Origin of the sequence: Agarivorans sp. DSG3-1, assembly GCF_046774965.1 — a bacterium.
Lineage (GTDB): Bacteria > Pseudomonadota > Gammaproteobacteria > Enterobacterales > Celerinatantimonadaceae > Agarivorans.
The window spans coordinates 3,912,959-3,928,384 of sequence record NZ_CP177241.1 but is presented as its reverse complement, the minus strand read 5'-3'; the positions used below and the strand labels follow the sequence as shown (position 1 = coordinate 3,928,384).

13 protein-coding genes are annotated in these 15,426 nt (G+C 43.0%); 4 read left to right on the top strand and 9 right to left on the bottom strand.

Features of this window, described 5'->3' with window-relative positions:
- Complete coding sequence (locus ACLD71_RS18245; protein WP_411991573.1) at positions 1 to 573, top strand: DUF6151 family protein; 573 nt, start codon at positions 1 to 3, stop codon at positions 571 to 573.
- Between the two features lie 253 nt (positions 574 to 826).
- On the opposite strand, the gene ACLD71_RS18240 is transcribed toward ACLD71_RS18245, so the two are convergent.
- A complete protein-coding gene (locus ACLD71_RS18240) occupies positions 827 to 2,047 on the bottom strand; it encodes a DEAD/DEAH box helicase (RefSeq protein ID WP_137674660.1) in 1,221 nt (406 codons plus the stop codon).
- Between the two features lie 154 nt (positions 2,048 to 2,201).
- On the opposite strand from ACLD71_RS18240, the gene ACLD71_RS18235 reads away from it, so the two are divergent.
- Positions 2,202 to 2,447: a Rho-binding antiterminator gene (locus ACLD71_RS18235; RefSeq protein WP_411991572.1), complete on the top strand. Its 246-nt coding sequence runs from the start codon at positions 2,202 to 2,204 to the stop codon at positions 2,445 to 2,447.
- 75 nt (positions 2,448 to 2,522) lie between these two features.
- Here the strand turns inward: ACLD71_RS18235 and ACLD71_RS18230 are convergent, their stop codons facing one another.
- From ACLD71_RS18230 to leuC, 3 genes are all read right to left on the bottom strand, one after another.
- On the bottom strand, positions 2,523 to 4,031 hold the full coding sequence (locus tag ACLD71_RS18230; protein WP_235836250.1) for an alpha-isopropylmalate synthase regulatory domain-containing protein: 1,509 nt from the start codon (positions 4,029 to 4,031) through the stop codon (positions 2,523 to 2,525).
- 93 nt (positions 4,032 to 4,124) lie between these two features.
- Entirely contained in the window at positions 4,125 to 4,742 is a 618-nt protein-coding gene (gene leuD, locus ACLD71_RS18225) for a 3-isopropylmalate dehydratase small subunit (RefSeq protein ID WP_411994880.1), read from the bottom strand.
- A gap of 49 nt (positions 4,743 to 4,791) precedes the next feature.
- Positions 4,792 to 6,195: a 3-isopropylmalate dehydratase large subunit gene (leuC, locus tag ACLD71_RS18220; protein WP_137674657.1), complete on the bottom strand. Its 1,404-nt coding sequence runs from the start codon at positions 6,193 to 6,195 to the stop codon at positions 4,792 to 4,794.
- 385 nt (positions 6,196 to 6,580) lie between these two features.
- Between leuC and ACLD71_RS18215 the strand changes: the two genes are divergently transcribed.
- Positions 6,581 to 8,722, top strand: coding sequence for an alpha-amylase (locus ACLD71_RS18215; protein ID WP_411991571.1), 2,142 nt, complete (start codon positions 6,581 to 6,583; stop codon positions 8,720 to 8,722).
- A gap of 64 nt (positions 8,723 to 8,786) precedes the next feature.
- Here the strand turns inward: ACLD71_RS18215 and ACLD71_RS18210 are convergent, their stop codons facing one another.
- The gene (locus ACLD71_RS18210; RefSeq protein WP_411991570.1) at positions 8,787 to 9,665 is read right to left on the bottom strand and encodes a PEP-CTERM sorting domain-containing protein; all 879 of its coding nucleotides are present in this window, start codon (positions 9,663 to 9,665) and stop codon (positions 8,787 to 8,789) included.
- 271 nt (positions 9,666 to 9,936) lie between these two features.
- Here ACLD71_RS18210 and ACLD71_RS18205 point away from each other — a divergent pair, with 271 nt between their 5' ends.
- Positions 9,937 to 10,371: a DUF4174 domain-containing protein gene (locus ACLD71_RS18205; RefSeq protein WP_411991569.1), complete on the top strand. Its 435-nt coding sequence runs from the start codon at positions 9,937 to 9,939 to the stop codon at positions 10,369 to 10,371.
- 59 nt (positions 10,372 to 10,430) lie between these two features.
- On the opposite strand, the gene ACLD71_RS18200 is transcribed toward ACLD71_RS18205, so the two are convergent.
- The 4 genes from ACLD71_RS18200 to ACLD71_RS18185 all read right to left on the bottom strand — a co-directional run bounded on the left by ACLD71_RS18200 (position 10,431) and on the right by ACLD71_RS18185 (position 15,338).
- On the bottom strand, positions 10,431 to 11,186 hold the full coding sequence (locus ACLD71_RS18200; RefSeq protein ID WP_411991568.1) for an oligogalacturonate-specific porin KdgM family protein: 756 nt from the start codon (positions 11,184 to 11,186) through the stop codon (positions 10,431 to 10,433).
- A gap of 72 nt (positions 11,187 to 11,258) precedes the next feature.
- Positions 11,259 to 12,509, bottom strand: coding sequence for an alginate lyase family protein (locus ACLD71_RS18195; RefSeq protein WP_411991567.1), 1,251 nt, complete (start codon positions 12,507 to 12,509; stop codon positions 11,259 to 11,261).
- Positions 12,510 to 13,207: 698 nt separating this feature from the next.
- The gene (locus tag ACLD71_RS18190) at positions 13,208 to 13,645 is read right to left on the bottom strand and encodes a dCMP deaminase family protein (RefSeq protein WP_411991566.1); all 438 of its coding nucleotides are present in this window, start codon (positions 13,643 to 13,645) and stop codon (positions 13,208 to 13,210) included.
- Positions 13,646 to 13,754: 109 nt separating this feature from the next.
- Positions 13,755 to 15,338 carry an EAL domain-containing protein gene (locus ACLD71_RS18185; RefSeq protein ID WP_411991565.1) on the bottom strand — a complete coding sequence of 528 codons (1,584 nt, stop codon included), beginning with the start codon at positions 15,336 to 15,338 and terminating at the stop codon, positions 13,755 to 13,757.
- Between the last annotated feature and the right edge of the window lie 88 nt (positions 15,339 to 15,426).

The following is a 15,426-nucleotide window of genomic DNA, read 5'->3' as shown; positions in this document are numbered from 1 at the left end:
GTGATTGATTTAGCGTTACGCTGTCATTGCGGCAAAATCGAAGGTGTAGTTAAGCAAGTCAGCGCCAATAGCTGTAACCGAATGGCGTGTTATTGTAAAGACTGTCGCCGATTTGCCAATCACTTGTCAGCAGATTCAAACACTCTAAATGAGTACGGTGGAACAGAGCTATACCAAGTGGCTCCAAATAGTTTACGCATCACCCAAGGTGCTGAACATCTAGCGTGTTTAAGGTTAAAAAGAAAAGGTATCTACCGTTGGTATAGTGCTTGTTGTAATACGCCCATTGCTAATACTGTGAGTATAAAGCTACCGTTTGTTAGTGTTTTCCATGACTTTGTAGCAGAAGGGCAACAACCAGACCTTAACTTAGGAAAATCTTTAGGTGCAGTTCATTCTGACCAAGCCTTAACACCCTTACCTGAACACTTACAAGGTCTGTCTCAGCGTAAAATTGTCGTAAAAACAGTACTTAAGTTGTTGCTGTGGAAACTTACGGGGAAGGGCAGGCCAAGTCCATTTTTTGAAGACTTAGGCAGAGCAAAAGTGAAACCAGTTATTCTGGAAGACTAACGGTTCGTTTGTAGTGGTTCAAAATTCAAGCGGATTATAATTTGCTGGCTTACAACTCAGGCTTTTTAGGCGCAAAGGTAAATAACGACACCTGACTGTGTGACCGTTGCGTTTCTGGTTATAGAGCTGCAGAGCCACTAACTGAGTGAAGTTAAATGATTAGCACGCAGAAAATGCAGGAAGTTGAGCTTAAGCGTTTATGCCAGCCTTCTCATGGTTGCGACCACGAGAAGACTTTGCTTAATCAAGAATATTAATCCTTTTTCTTTGTGGCTCTATAGTGGCCATTACCTTTCTTAGATTTAGGTTTGTAGTTAAGAATAGAAACCGGAACCTCTTTAGTCGGTACAAAGCCTTCGACTTCTTTTCGTTCGATTAAGTGACCAATACGGCTTTCTATGGCGCAAAGATTTCTAAAGTCATCTCTAGAAACAAATGATATCGCTTCGCCTTGAGCACCAGCTCGACCTGTTCTGCCAATACGGTGAACGTAGTCATCGGCTTGGTCTGGCAAATCGTAGTTTACAACGCGGCTCAGTTCATCAATATCAATACCGCGAGAAGCGATCCCTGTGGCCACTACAAACTTTACTTCGCCAGCCTTAAAATTTTCTAGTAGCTTGTTTCTCGACGCTTGGCTTCTGCCGCTATGAAAAGCCTCAGCGGCAATGCCTCGTTTTTCTAACTGACTCACTAACTTAGCAGAACCGTGTTTGGTTTGAATGAAAATTAGCGCTTGTTGCCAGTCATTTTCCTTAATCATATGGCTTAGCAGCGCAGATTTTTTATCTTTGTCAACGGTAATCAAGCACTGGTCGATTTTGGGAGCGTTATCGATATTGTTGCTTACTGATATTTCTACCGCATCGTAAATGGTGGTTTTCGCTAAGGCTTTAACTTGCTTTGACAGTGTCGCCGAGAACAGCAGGCTTTGGCGATTGTCTGGTAAGCGGTCAACGATTTTAGTGATATCGTCGATAAAGCCCATATCTAGCATGCGGTCGGCTTCGTCTAACACCAGGGTTTCTAGTTGGTCAAAATGTACCGCTCTTTGGTACATCATATCTAACAACCTTCCAGGGGTGGCCACGAGTATGTCTATCCCGTAAATTAGCGCTTGTTTCTGAGGTTCTGAATCAACACCACCCACCATCGCCAACGAGCTTATTTCTAGGTGTTTGGCGTAGTCTACAATGTTTTTTTCTACTTGCTGCGCTAACTCACGAGTGGGAGTGAGTATTAATGCTCGTACTCGTTTACCGCGTAAATCTTCACCTTGTTGGCTGATTTTTTCCAAGATAGGTAACACAAAGCTGGCCGTTTTACCGGTACCTGTTTGCGCAGCGCCCATTACATTCTTTCCGGCTAATACCAAGGGAATTGCCTGCTGTTGAATAGGGCTTGGAGTTTGGTAGTTTAGCTCTGCTAAAGCGTGCAAAATTGGCGTGCTTAATCCGAGTTTGGAAAATGGCATGATAGTTCTCAGGTCAACAAAGAGGGCTGTTGCTATTATAGTGGCTAGCAACACAAATTAATAAGGCGCGCAGTGTAACACGTAAGCCCGTGTAAGCTAGTCTAGTGATTGGCGGTCTGTTGTATTGTTAACAGCACTAAATGAAGAGGCGTAAATGATTTCTTGCCAAGATTATGACTATATCGAAATAGTATGCATGTATCATTTTCCAATAAAGCTCGAGCTTGTAAACGGCGAGACCATTCAAGGTAAAGCCTTGGGTACACAAAGAAATACAGAACAAGAGGAATGTATAAAAGTATTGGTAGGCGAAGATGAGCGCTTAATAAATTTAAGCTCGATTAAACGTTTAACAGTACTCATGGACAACCCACACTTTCATGCCGTTGAGTTCAATTGATTTGGCTGTGTCACTATTGTTTTGACGTAAAAAAGGCGAGCAGTGCTCGCCTTCTTAGTTAACCGAAACCTTATGTTATGCAGGCTGGCGTTGATGTAACCTTACGTTTAACATGCGCAGGGTCGCTTGAATACCGGCAAATACTTGGTTTGAGTTAACCCCACGAGTATGGAACTGCTTGGCGTCATCAGCCCATTGAATCACACATTCTGTTAAGGCATTTGCTTGACCACCTGGAGGAATACGTACTTCGTAATCAAGAAGTTCAGGCATGGTGAGAGCAGCTTCAGAAAGCGGATAGGCTAGCGCTTTCATAAAGGCATCAAACCCACCGTTGCCGTGGCCAGAGCTTTTATAGACTTCATCACCAATTCGCAGGCGAATATTGGCAGAGGATTCTAAATCTAAGCCGCTGGTGATCGAGCAGTTAAGTAACTCAATATGGGCGAAATCATTGCTTTCCATAATGTCGGCAATAATAAACGGCAAATCGTTAGGGGTAATAGTGGCTTTTTGGTCGCCTAGCTTAACAATTTTATCCAACAGCTTTTTCTGGTTCTCTGGCGATATTTCTATCTCCATCGCTTCAAGGTTTTTAATAATTGAAGCCTTACCGGCCATTTTCCCTAACGCGTAACTGCGTTCTCGGCCAAAGCGCTCTGGGCTAAGCTCGGTAATATATAAACCGCCTTTTTGGTCACCGTCGGCATGAATACCGGCCGTTTGGGTAAACACATCGGCGCCGACAATCGGCGTATTGGCCGCTAAACGTTTGCCCGAAAAGCTCTCTACTAGCTTAGCAATATTGTGAATCTCTTTTTCATCAATATTAAGCTTGAAGCCGAGTTTATCTTTGAGCACAACCGATACTTCAGCTAGCGAGGCATTACCCGCACGTTCACCTAAACAGTTCATGGTGCAATGCAACGCAGCCACACCGGCTTCTGCCGCTGCCATAGCATTTGCGGTGGCTAAACCATAATCGTTATGTGGGTGGAAATTAAACTTTATGTTTGGGAAGCGGCTAATCATATCGCTTAGGCTACTTGATACTTCTTTTGGCGCCATAACGCCCAGTGTATCGGGTAGCATAAAATGCTCAATGCCTAAGTCTTTCAGCGCTTCTACCAAGGCGTAAACATAGTCAGGGCTGTTAGCATAGCCGTTTGACCAATCTTCTAAATACACATTTACACTCAAACCTTGGCGTTGTGCGTAGCTTACCGTTTGTTTAATGTCGGCAATGTGTTGTTCTAGCGTTTTACCCAGTTGGTTAGTGCAGTGATTAAGGCTGCCTTTGGTAAGTAGGTTGATGATCTTCGCGCCGGATTCAACAATCCAATCCACGCTTTTGGTGTGATCAACAAAACCTAAAATTTCTATTTGTTGTAAATGGCCAGCGCCTTTTGCCCAATCGGTAAGCTGCTGTACAGCAGATTTTTCGCCGTCTGATACGCGAGCAGATGCCACTTCAATGCGATCAACTTTTAGAGATTGGAGTAGGGCTTTGCCTATGCTGACTTTTTCCTGAGGGAAATAAGACACACCTTGGGTTTGTTCGCCATCGCGAAGGGTAGTGTCCATGAGTTGTATTGAGCGGTTTTGCTCCATAAACCATGTCTCGCAGTTAAGAAAATTGCTAAAAGCAGGCGCAGCGATAGCTGCGCCTAGCTACAACTAAGCGCTTGGCCACAACCAAGGTAGTTGTTGTTTGTGTTTCACTTCAAATTCGTCGATTTTATCTTCAAATTTCAAGGTCCAACCGATGTCATCAAGACCTTTAGATAAAGTCTCTTTGCGGAATGGGTCAACATCAAACGCAATTTTGTTACCCGCTGGGGTGTTAATTACCTGATTCTCTAAATCGATAGTAATTGAAATGCCTGGTGCAGCTTCTACTTCATCCATTAATGCTTGCAGTGTCTTGGCATCTACTTTAATTGGCAATATGCCATTTTTAAAGCAGTTGCTAAAGAAAATATCAGCGTAACTGGTTGAAATAATGGTGTTAAAACCGTAATCGGCAATTGACCAAGGTGCGTGTTCACGTGAACTACCACAACCAAAGTTATCACCAGCGATTAGGATTTTTGCGCCTTTAAACTCGGGGCGGTTTAACTCAAATTCTGGATTGTCAGAACCGTCTTCTAGGTAACGCCAATCGTGGAATAAGTGGATACCAAAACCGGTGCGCTCAACTTTCTTCAAGAATTGCTTTGCAATGATTTGGTCTGTATCAACGTTACTGCGGTTCATTACCGCAGCAACAGAGTTGTGTTTTTCATATGGTTGCATCATTAACTCCAAAAATTTAACTCACATCGATTAACTCAATGTGTTTACATTATTTCCAATTACGTAAATCGACGAACTTACCTTCAACGGCTGCGGCTGCAGCCATTGCTGGTGATACAAGGTGGGTACGACCCCCTTTACCTTGACGTCCTTCGAAGTTTCGGTTTGAAGTTGAAGCACAACGTTGCTCAGGTTGAAGGTAATCACCATTCATGGCTAAGCACATTGAACAACCTGGCTCACGCCATTCCCAACCCGCATCAATGAAGATTTTATCCAAACCTTCTTTCTCAGCTTGTTCTTTTACTGGGTAAGACCCTGGTACGGCAATAGCTTGTACGCCTTGGGCAACTTTTTTGCCTTTGGTCATTTCAGCGGCTGCACGGAAGTCTTCGATACGACCATTAGTACAAGAGCCTACGAATACCACATCAACTGGGAAATCGGTCATTTTCTTGCCAGCTTCTAGGCCCATGTAGTTAAGGGCACTTTTAGCGGCGAGTGACTTGATAGAGTCTTCGATTTGGGCTGGATCTGGAATAGCTTGATCCACTGGAAGTACTTGCTCAGGCGAAGTACCCCAAGTGATTTGCGGAGCGATGTCAGCGGCAGCTAATTCTACTACTGCGTCGTACTCTGCGCCTTCATCAGTGGTTAGTGACTCCCAGTAAGCAACGGCTTGTTCCCAGTACTCACCTTGAGGGGCAAATTCTTTGCCTTTCAAGAAATCATAGGTTTTTTGATCAGGAGCGATAAGGCCAGCACGTGCGCCGCCTTCAATAGCCATGTTACATACGGTCATACGACCTTCCATGCTAAGGGCTTCAATAGCGCTACCGGCAAATTCGATAACATAACCAGTACCGCCTGCGGTACCAATTTTACCAATAATAGCTAGAACAATGTCTTTAGCAGTAGCGAATTCAGAAAGTTCGCCATCTACTTTAACCAGCATGGTTTTTGATTTTTGCTGTTGGATGGTCTGAGTAGCCATGATGTGCTCTACTTCAGAAGTACCAATACCAAAGGCTAGGGCGCCAAAGGCACCGTGAGTAGCGGTATGGCTATCACCACAACACACCACCATACCTGGATGTACAAAGCCATGCTCAGGTACAACAATATGAATCACACCATTGTTGGCGTTGTTCATGTCGTAAAGGTTAATGCTGTTGTCAGCACAGTTTTGCGCCATCACTTCGATTTGTTTTTTGCCAATTGGGTCTGGCAAGCTTACGCGGTCGGCTGCTTTAGTTGGAACACAGTGGTCCATTGTAGCCAGAATGCTGTGTGGGTTACGAACCGGGCGATTAGCAATGCGTAAACCTTCGAAGGCTTGCGGGCTAGTTACTTCGTGCATGAGGTGACGATCAACAAAAAGGATAGATGCGCTACCTTTTGGTTCGTGGACTACATGCGCGTCCCAGATCTTTTCGTACATTGTTTTTTTCATGGCTTCCTTTACACCCTGTCTGTTGCTCTCACTCGCGTTGTTTTTATATATCTGTCAAGCGTTAAGCGAATACTACTAACGTAAACTGTTTATTTTCTCTGTCTGCCAATTACGATTTTTAAGCTAAAAATAGCGCTTAAATAACCACAATTAAGACCCGACATCATAAAACAACATCACAGGTGCAGCAAGGGGCACGAGGGATTCATTGTTGATCTGGCGGCCAAGTTGATGTTTTGCCAAATGAAAGCGCTGTCAGTCATAAAAATCACAAATAATCATGCTTTGTTAGTGAAAACTTAAGTAGCTTTTGTTTTCATCATTCCAAATGGTTGAACGAGGTGTTTGCTCGCAGGGTGCGATGTACAAATACCATGGAGGTTGAATGAAAGGTTTTAAACTTGGTTTATTAAGTGCCGCGTTAGTTATGGCGGGCGGTTCGGCAAATTTGTCGGCGGCAATGATCAAAACCCCTTTGTACATGAATTATGCCGATAGCGGCGTAAATGTTGAGCAACGCTTAAAGTTTGCAGGAAAGAGTCGCTACAAGATTACGGTACCTCTAGAAAAAGGCATTTATAACTTCCAGGTGTCTGATGAAGGTCAGCAATGTGGCTTACGTTACGGCCCAGCCGATGAAGCCAAAATGCGCTTTTCCAAACCTCAAGGCTTGAGCGACTGCGCTGAAGACAAGTTCTTTGAGCTAAACATTCGTTTTGCTGGCAATTATGAGCTGATTTTAGATAACTCCGATGCCGATAAACCCACTTTACAAGTATCGCGTAAAGCTAAAGCGTCTACCTTCAAACGTAAACCTCCTGCCGTGGATTGTATTGCTTGGGATGGACAACCGGTTACGGTTGATGTGAGTTCTACCTTTAGTAACGGCGAAACGGTAAAAGACTTCTATTCTGGTCAAACACAAAAAGTCACTAACGGCACTGTTACCATGCAACCAGACCCTGCAAGCGGTGGTGTATTGTTGATAGAAGCGGCGGATGCTGAAGCCAGTGAGTTCTCGTGGGATAATGCGAGTGTTTATTTCATCATGACAGACCGTTTCAATAACGGTGATACTAGCAATGATTACCCACTAAATCGTAAAGCCGACGGTAAACAAGAAATTGGCACCTTTCAAGGTGGTGATTTTAGCGGTATTACGGCTAAGTTAGATTACATTAAAGATTTAGGCATGAACGCCATTTGGGTTACCCCTATTGTTGAACAAATTCATGGCTTTATTGGCGGTGGTGAAAAGGGTAGTTTCCCATTCTATGGTTACCATGGTTATTGGGCGTTAGATTTTACCAAGATTGATCCAAATCTAGGCAGTGAAGAAGACTTTGGCCGCTTTGTAGATGAAGCGCATAAGCGTGGTATTCGAGTATTGGTAGATGTTGTAGTGAACCACGTTGGTTACCCTACAATGGATGATATGCAAACCTTTGGTATCAACGCTATGGCACCAGGCGCCCCGGTGCCTAAGCAGTGGACTGATTGGCAACCTGATTTCGAAAAAGGCCACAACTGGCATCGCTACAACAACTTTATTCGCTGGAGTTCTAGTGACTGGGCTGACAAATGGTGGGGACCAGATTGGGTTCGTAGTGGCATGGCTGGATATACTGCTCCTGGCGGCGATGATATCACTATGAATTTAGCTGGCTTGCCAGATCTAATCACCGAAAGCACTAAGCATGTAGGCTTGCCGCCTATTCTAAAAAATAAGAAAGATACCAAAGCTGTTGAGCGCGAAGGTTATACGGTATTGGATTATTTGGTGGAGTGGCATACCAACTGGGTACGTGACTACGGTATTGATGGCTTTAGAGCAGATACCGTTAAACACGTTGAAGCCGAAGTATGGGGCAAGCTAAAAGACTCTGCGACAGAAGCGTTAGCTGAGTGGAAAAAAGAAAATCCTGAGAAAGCAATAGATGACAAACCGTTTTGGATGGTGGGTGAAGTATGGCACCACGGAGCTTACCGTGATTTCTACTTCGATAACGGTATGGATAGCTTAATTAACTTTGAATATGCAGGTGAAAGTGCTGCGCTTAAAGGCTCTCAGTGTTTAGCGCAAAACGAGAAAATGTACGCAACTTATGCCAAAGACATAAACAGCGATCCTACGTTTAACTTGCTTACTTACATTAGCTCGCACGATACCAAGTTGTTCTATTCAAACTATGAAGATATTCAGCTACAAGCAGGTGCGGGTACAGCATTGTTGATGATGCCTGGTGGCGTGCAACTGTATTATGGTGATGAGAGTGGGCGACCACGTGGTCCGCAATCGGATGCATTTGATTCGCCAACGCGTTCATTTATGAATTGGGAACAAATTGATAAAGAAGCGGATCGCCAAGCCTTGGTTAAACACTGGCAAACAGTGGGTCAGTTCCGAGACCGTCACGTAGCGGTTGGGGCTGGTGAACACAACAAGATCAGTGACCAGCCCTATGCCTTTAGCCGCACTAAAGGCGACGACAAAGTCGTTGTTGTATTTGCGGGCATCAAGCAATAACAAATAAAAAATAAACGGTAATAGCAAAGCGACAGTATGGTTAGCCATACTGTCGCTTTTTTGTTTAGGGTTTGCCTACTGCTTTTCTAACGACTAATGCACTTAAGCCCAGCAGTGCTAGCCAAATTGAAGTCGGTTCAGGTACTTGGGCTGGTAGATTTGCGTCGCCACTAATTACGATATCGCGAAAAGCAAAAGCTTCGGCACCACTATTCTGCGCTGCGTTAAAATACAGACTAAATACCGAACCACTGCCATTAAGTGATTGTTCTAGTGTTTGGAACTGGTTATTTAAACGCTGGTTGTTAATAAGCAAAGGGTCGTTTAATACCTGCTGGTTGCCATTGGCTAAACGGTAGTTTTGATCGGATTGCTCATCTACAACACTCGAAAACAATGCGCTTACCGGTGCTGCATCAATCGAGTAGGCAAAGCTGAATATGTCTGAAGATTCAAAGTCACCCATAGCCGCCATAGCAATAGAAATCGAGTTGAGCGAAAAACCCGCAATGTTGAAATGCCAAACTGCTTGAGCGCTGCCGCTTGAATTGTTTGGGTTAACAACATCAGTAACACCAAAAAACGTATCGGTGTCATTTTGAGCATCAACAATGCCCAAGCTATCATTGGCAATAGTTAAACTAGTGTCTAACAAACTATTTGGGATAGTGGCGCTTACTCCAACACGGTACTTCTCAAATCCGTCTTGCTCACTATTAAACTGCTGCTCGTAAGGGTTGCTGTGCTCAATTAGACCTTGGCTGTTGCTATTAAGCATATCGTAGGCAATTACTGAGGCGAAGCTGGGGCTACTTAGTAACAACAAGTAAGCAGGTAGAACAGTGTTGGTTTTAAGCATTCGGCATTCCTTTTTAAAGTGAACACCAGCAATATCAATAATTAAGCCAGAAGCAATAAATTCATATTTATCAATGAGTAGCAAAGACTTCCTCAGATCTTTTTGTGTGAGTGTAAATTAATGTGACACTCTTGTTACTAAGTTTCTTTGCTTATTTATTGTATTAAATAACATTTAGCTCAATAGTAAGGTGTTTGCACGGCCTAAAGTTTTTTATAAGAAAATTAAAGGCTTAATATAGAGGGTCATTATGCTGTAAAGAAATCTGACTACCTCCAATGAAATAACTGTAGATAAATTGAACTAAAGCTAAGGCTTAAACGTTCTAATAATGGTTAAAGCGAGGATAACGTTTATGAAGAACTTACTAGCTCTACTCATGATTTGTTTTAGCACTTATTCGCAAGCTTACCCCTTAGAACATAATTATTGGTCACATCGCAGTGTTTTATTTTTCGCTCCGCAACAAGACCAGTATGTGGAAAAATTTGAAGCGGAAGAACTACGCTATCGGTGCCAGATTAAAGAACGAGACATGGTAGTGTTGGTGGTGACCGAAGATGCTAAAGCCATATCTAGCGGCCATTTTGATGATGATGGGTTTGAATATCTACGCAATAAATACCAAGCCAGTCTGAAACAATATACTGCGGTGTTAGTGGGTAAAGATGGCCGAGAAAAATATCGCTGGGGGGCAGAAACTGATTGGCAAAAGATCTTTTCGATTATCGATGCAATGCCGATGCGTCAGCGAGAAATGCGAGATGCTCCTAGTGTGTGTTCAGCCTAAAAAAAGGGCCAAGTAGGGTTACTACTTGGCCAAAAAAGGAATGCTAAGGTTTTATGAAACTAGAACTTGTATTTAACACCAATACGGGTTTTTAGTTGGCGTTGATCAGTTTTAGAGCTTACGCTTGAATTCCAAAATTCTACGTATGGGCGCCATTTTTCAATTTGGTAACCAATGAAGATACCTGCATCCCAGTTGTCATCACCGTTGTTAAATTGTGCATCTTTAGCTTTACCAGCTTCTGCATCCCACTCGTACTCGTGGCTCTTCCAGTAGTTTGCTTCATAATCTAACTTAAGGTTAGGCATGCTTTTAACTTTGTAGCCACCCGTTAAGGTGATTTTAGATTTGTTCCACGTTTCACCATTCTCTTTACCATCAGCATATTGACGGATTTCGTAACGGTAACGAAGGGCCGTTTTCAAACCAAAGTCCGCAGTGTACCCAACACGGAATTGTGGTTTGAAGGTGATGCGCTCGTCGCCAAAGGTAATTGGCATACCAGGTTGGATGTACCATTTTTTATTTAGTTTATGACGGTAGCCAAAATCAAATTCAGAGTCGCCACGTTGTAGGTTTTCTAAGAAGCCACCAGGAGTGCCATCTACTTTGTCACCGCTGAAGAATTTCATTTCTACGCTGTAGTACACTTTGCCTTGGTCACTTACTTTGGTTGAGTCACCAATCTTAATACGGCCAGCATGGTCTTCTGATTCATGTTTGTACTCAGTACGGATATCAAGCTGTCCAGCGAACGCAGTACCGCTAAGGAATACAGCGGCAATTGCAATTGGTAACGCTTTCATTTTATTCATAATAAATTCCATTTCTATATTTGGGGGCTTATTGTTAAGCCTCGGTTTTATATTTAAGGAGTAGGGTTAAAATTATTTTCTTGGGTAGAGCAACTCTATGTCGCGTTCAGCCCAAATTTCTGCGAGGTTTTTCTTTACGGTGTATTTCGAGAAATCACCTGATTTAGACAGAGCAAGCAAGCTTTCATCACTCATTCCTAAACCAGCTTTCCGGTAAATAGGTATCATACGCATAGTGCGAGGCGTCTTTTTGTGTTGATAAGGCCATCCCTCGGCGTTGTCATGATATTGTGCAACTAAATCAATACCTTTTTTCAGCGAAGCGCCAGTAGGTGATTGATAGCTCCATAGGTCTATACCTATTTTTTCACCTACTTGAGCAACACCGGCTAATGCATCCAAATTAAAGTAGCTGTAGTGGTAAGAACGGGTTCGGCCTAATTCGTGAGGCTGAGTGCCGTCGGGCATAAACTGAGTATCAATTCTCATTTTGCCTTTTTCCACTATGTTCATTGCAACGGATTCTTTTCCTAGAAAGTAGGAGATGCCAGCTACCTGCAAGTCGTACCAAGAACCATGGTTGTTTTCAGCGTAAGCTTCGCCTTTAGGGCCACCACCTAATTCGCTGGTGAGCAACCAGTTTAAGTACTCGCTATACCATTGGTTGATGCCTTTTTCATCGGCTTCTGTCCAATTGGGTGAGGTAGATACCATTGCAACGGCATCTAACATCCGGTCAGCAAATGAACGTGAATCGATTAAACCGCTACGGCGACCGTCAGCACGGCCAGGAACACCTTGTGCGAAGTTCATATTCGGGTTCATACGTGTTTCAGGATTTAAGAACCAAGTTCGAATATAGTCGATAGCGGTTTCAGCATATTTCTCGTCTTGGCTAAAGTAATAAGCAATTGCCAAGGCGCGAACTGAACGGGTAAATTTACCTAGGCGTTTTGAATCGGTTTCGCTGGTCTTAGACGCAGGGTTAACTTTGCCATCGTGGCGGATCCACGGTAATCCATCGGCTTTATTTTTATCAGGCCACCAATATGGACTAATACTTAAGTAATCGTTTTTGTCACCACTTGGCGGGGTCATGCCCTTATCGGTTACAGAAAAGGGACCTGCTTTTGTCGCGTAACCCGCTTCTTCTAATAAGCGCTCATAACTCAGCTTCATAGACGCAGGTGCCGCATCAGAATGAAGTAAAGCACGGTTCTCTTTAAGAACACTTTCGTTCACAAATACAAATTCAGCTGCTAAAGCTGAAGAGCTAAAAGCAAAACAAATAGCAAATGCCAGAGGCTTATAATTCGTCATCATCAATCCTTATAGGTGACTTCGATTACTGTATTAATGTAATACAAATATGCTATTGCGATTTGCGATAGTTATCTGTGAACCTGATCAGGTTATTAAATATTCTTGTATGATTAATAGTAAAAAGGTCAAAAAGTGTGGACTTGATAGAGAAAATTGTAAAAAACTGTGAGATTTTCGCAGCAATTACTCAATTGGTGGTGTTTATTTGAACAGCCATGTGAAGCCCTTAAGCTTTGTGCTTTACATCATTGAAAAATGTTATTTGGCATTGATTGTAGTTTTCATTTTCGGTGTTTATAACGATCAAACCATTGAATCTACGCGACTTAGCATAAAGTGTGAGGCAGAGAAAAGTGTATCGACTTAAGTAAATAACTGATTTGCGTAAGTTCTTAGCTATTTAACGTAAGTTAAGCTTAGTGTCGTCAACAATGTTAATTAAGCGATAAGTGATACATCAAGGTCATTTAGTAGTTAAACAAAGTGAGAGGGATTAGAGTTAGGGAAGTGGAAGCTTTACTCTATTATCAATTGTTGATTTTGGGTTCATTTTTGTCTTAATTGTACGACATAAGCTTATTTTGATGAGTGTTTGTTAGATTAAAGCTTCGCCAACACTCTGAAAACGAATCAGAATAAATAAAAAGCCTTTTATGAGAACAAGGCTTAGGAGAGCGCAATGGTAGAACTAAGCGTTTCTATTGGCTTAAAGGTAGCCAATCTACTTTTACACCGGCCTGGCTAAACATGTCTTCGCTGACTTTGATTTTGTCGCCCCAGCGAGATAAAAAATCTTCACTTTGTTCTGGGCAATGCACAGTACTAATGCCGGTTTGAATGATCTTGGCCGCGCAATTAGGACAGGGGAAATGAGTGACCCAAATTTCGCAACCAGACAAGTCGCGCTTTGCAAACAGAATGGCGTTCTCTTCGGCGTGCAAGGTTTTAAGTAGTTTCATTTCTCTATTGTCGGTTTCTGCACTGTCTGAGATACCGTGGGGGTAGCCATTAAACCCGAGAGAGACTATTCGGTTATTTTCGGTGATTACTGCACCTACTTGGGTTGAGGGGTCTTTACTCCAAGAACCTACCAGCTCAGCCATTTGAAAAAAGCGTTGTGCCCATTTAGAAACCATATTGCTTAACTCCTTTGTTAACCGGGCTATTGTGCGCAAGTTCCAATGCGCTTGCAAGTTATCATAAGGTAATGATTTCTCAACTAATCAAGGTGTAGTTTTAAGGTCTCTATGCCGTAAAGTTACTAATGGCCTGAGGTTTACCGTATAGCCACCCTTGGTGAAAACTTACGCCCTTTGAAATTAAGTATTCAGCTTGGGCTTTTGTTTCTACGCCTTCGGCGACCAACTGTAACTGTAAATTTAGTGCTAAATCTATGACCCCATTTAATACTTTTGCTTGTGGAGATTCAGTGCCAATGGCGATAACAAAACTACGGTCAATTTTTAAGGTATCTAATGGTAGCTGTTGCAAGTATTGCAGACCCGCGTAACCCGTTCCAAAGTCATCAATCGCCAGTGTTACACCTTGTTGTTTAAGTTTTTGCAGCGACAGTTTTACCTGCGGTGAATCTATTTCGACCAACTCTGTTTCAGTGATTTCTAGGCAAAGGTTAGGGAAATCAGCATGTGCGGCTAACACTTGGCTAATAAATTTAGGGCTTTTTAAATGTTGCCCAGTGATATTAATGTTTACTTTAATCTTTGGGTATTTTGCCAACAAGGTGTGTAAATCACGTTTTAGATTTTCGATAACTTGTTCTGTTAGCGCCACCTGTAGTTTGTAACGATCTACATCTGGCAAGAAGGAGTCAGGGCTGCGGAGGCCGTCTACTGGGTGCATCCAGCGAACAAGCGCTTCTACAGCGACTACTTGATTATTTCGAGTATCAAAAATGGCTTGATAAAAATTTACGAACTCTCGATTCTTCAAGGCTACTTTTAAGCGTGATTTTTGACTCAAACGGCGGCTACGGTGCCGATATGCCAAAAAGGTCATGCTACACAGTAAACAAGCAAATAAGCTCACTTGCAGCAGACTCAAGCAATAAATACTTTTGTAGAGCTCGTGAATGGGTCGGCTTGAGATAAGCGATAAACCCGGTAGAGCTGGGAACACCTGGACGATATAGAAACGCTGTACCCCATCGTCAAATAGCCTAGCGCCAGAGGTTTTACTTTGTTGGAGAGGGAATAACTGGGCAGAGTTATGCAACGGTAGGCTGTAGTCTCCTATTTTGAATAGCGGCGAGCCGGTTTTACTATCGCTTAAGGCTATGGAGTCGCTGTGATGATTTGAATCCTTTAAAAATGCACGAAAAACATCTAGGGGGATTGCGGCGTTTATTTCGCTTCCATCATGGCGGGTTTGGGCCACTATCATTGCTAGTTCTTCGGTGTAGTCTAGTACGGCAGGGCCAAAGTAGCGAAGGGTGCTATCGCTAACTGGTTTAAGTACATCTAGGGGAGGAGTGACAGGGCCCCAGCTGCTGCACGTGAGTTTACCAAATGGGCTGACGATGCCCATTTCAGCAATGTAAGAAATACGAAAGTGAGTTTTGCGTAAGGCGACTAAGGTTTCTTCAGAGCAGTGAGTATTAGCGTTGTCTAAAAGTGAAAATTGCTGAGCAATCGCACTTAAGTTATGGCTAATGTTATTGAAACTGGTTTGGTAATCGTGAATAAAGGCTTCGCGGCGTTGCTGCTTGTTGTTTTCAATTATCCAAACATAAGCTATCGCAATAGGTAGCAGGCTACACAGTAGTGCCAAAAGTGCAGGTTTAAAATGAAACCTTCTGATTTTGCTGAGCATTTGTTGCCACCTTGAATGCAGAGTATTGCCATTTCGCGCGAAAATGCTCTCGCGCTTAGAAACAGACAATAATTTTGAGTGGCAAATT

What these genes read in the sequence shown, in the direction of transcription:
- ACLD71_RS18240 (WP_137674660.1), bottom strand. Translation starts at nt 2,047, where the DNA reads ATGCCATTTTCCAAACTCGGATTAAGCACGCCAATTTTGCACGCTTTA.
- ACLD71_RS18235 (WP_411991572.1), top strand. Translation starts at nt 2,202, where the DNA reads ATGATTTCTTGCCAAGATTATGACTATATCGAAATAGTATGCATGTAT.
- ACLD71_RS18230 (WP_235836250.1), bottom strand. Translation starts at nt 4,031, where the DNA reads ATGGACACTACCCTTCGCGATGGCGAACAAACCCAAGGTGTGTCTTAT.
- leuD (WP_411994880.1), bottom strand. Translation starts at nt 4,742, where the DNA reads ATGCAACCATATGAAAAACACAACTCTGTTGCTGCGGTAATGAACCGC.
- leuC (WP_137674657.1), bottom strand. Translation starts at nt 6,195, where the DNA reads ATGAAAAAAACAATGTACGAAAAGATCTGGGACGCGCATGTAGTCCAC.
- ACLD71_RS18215 (WP_411991571.1), top strand. Translation starts at nt 6,581, where the DNA reads ATGAAAGGTTTTAAACTTGGTTTATTAAGTGCCGCGTTAGTTATGGCG.
- ACLD71_RS18205 (WP_411991569.1), top strand. Translation starts at nt 9,937, where the DNA reads ATGAAGAACTTACTAGCTCTACTCATGATTTGTTTTAGCACTTATTCG.
- ACLD71_RS18200 (WP_411991568.1), bottom strand. Translation starts at nt 11,186, where the DNA reads ATGAATAAAATGAAAGCGTTACCAATTGCAATTGCCGCTGTATTCCTT.
- ACLD71_RS18195 (WP_411991567.1), bottom strand. Translation starts at nt 12,509, where the DNA reads ATGATGACGAATTATAAGCCTCTGGCATTTGCTATTTGTTTTGCTTTT.
- ACLD71_RS18190 (WP_411991566.1), bottom strand. Translation starts at nt 13,645, where the DNA reads ATGGTTTCTAAATGGGCACAACGCTTTTTTCAAATGGCTGAGCTGGTA.
- ACLD71_RS18185 (WP_411991565.1), bottom strand. Translation starts at nt 15,338, where the DNA reads ATGCTCAGCAAAATCAGAAGGTTTCATTTTAAACCTGCACTTTTGGCA.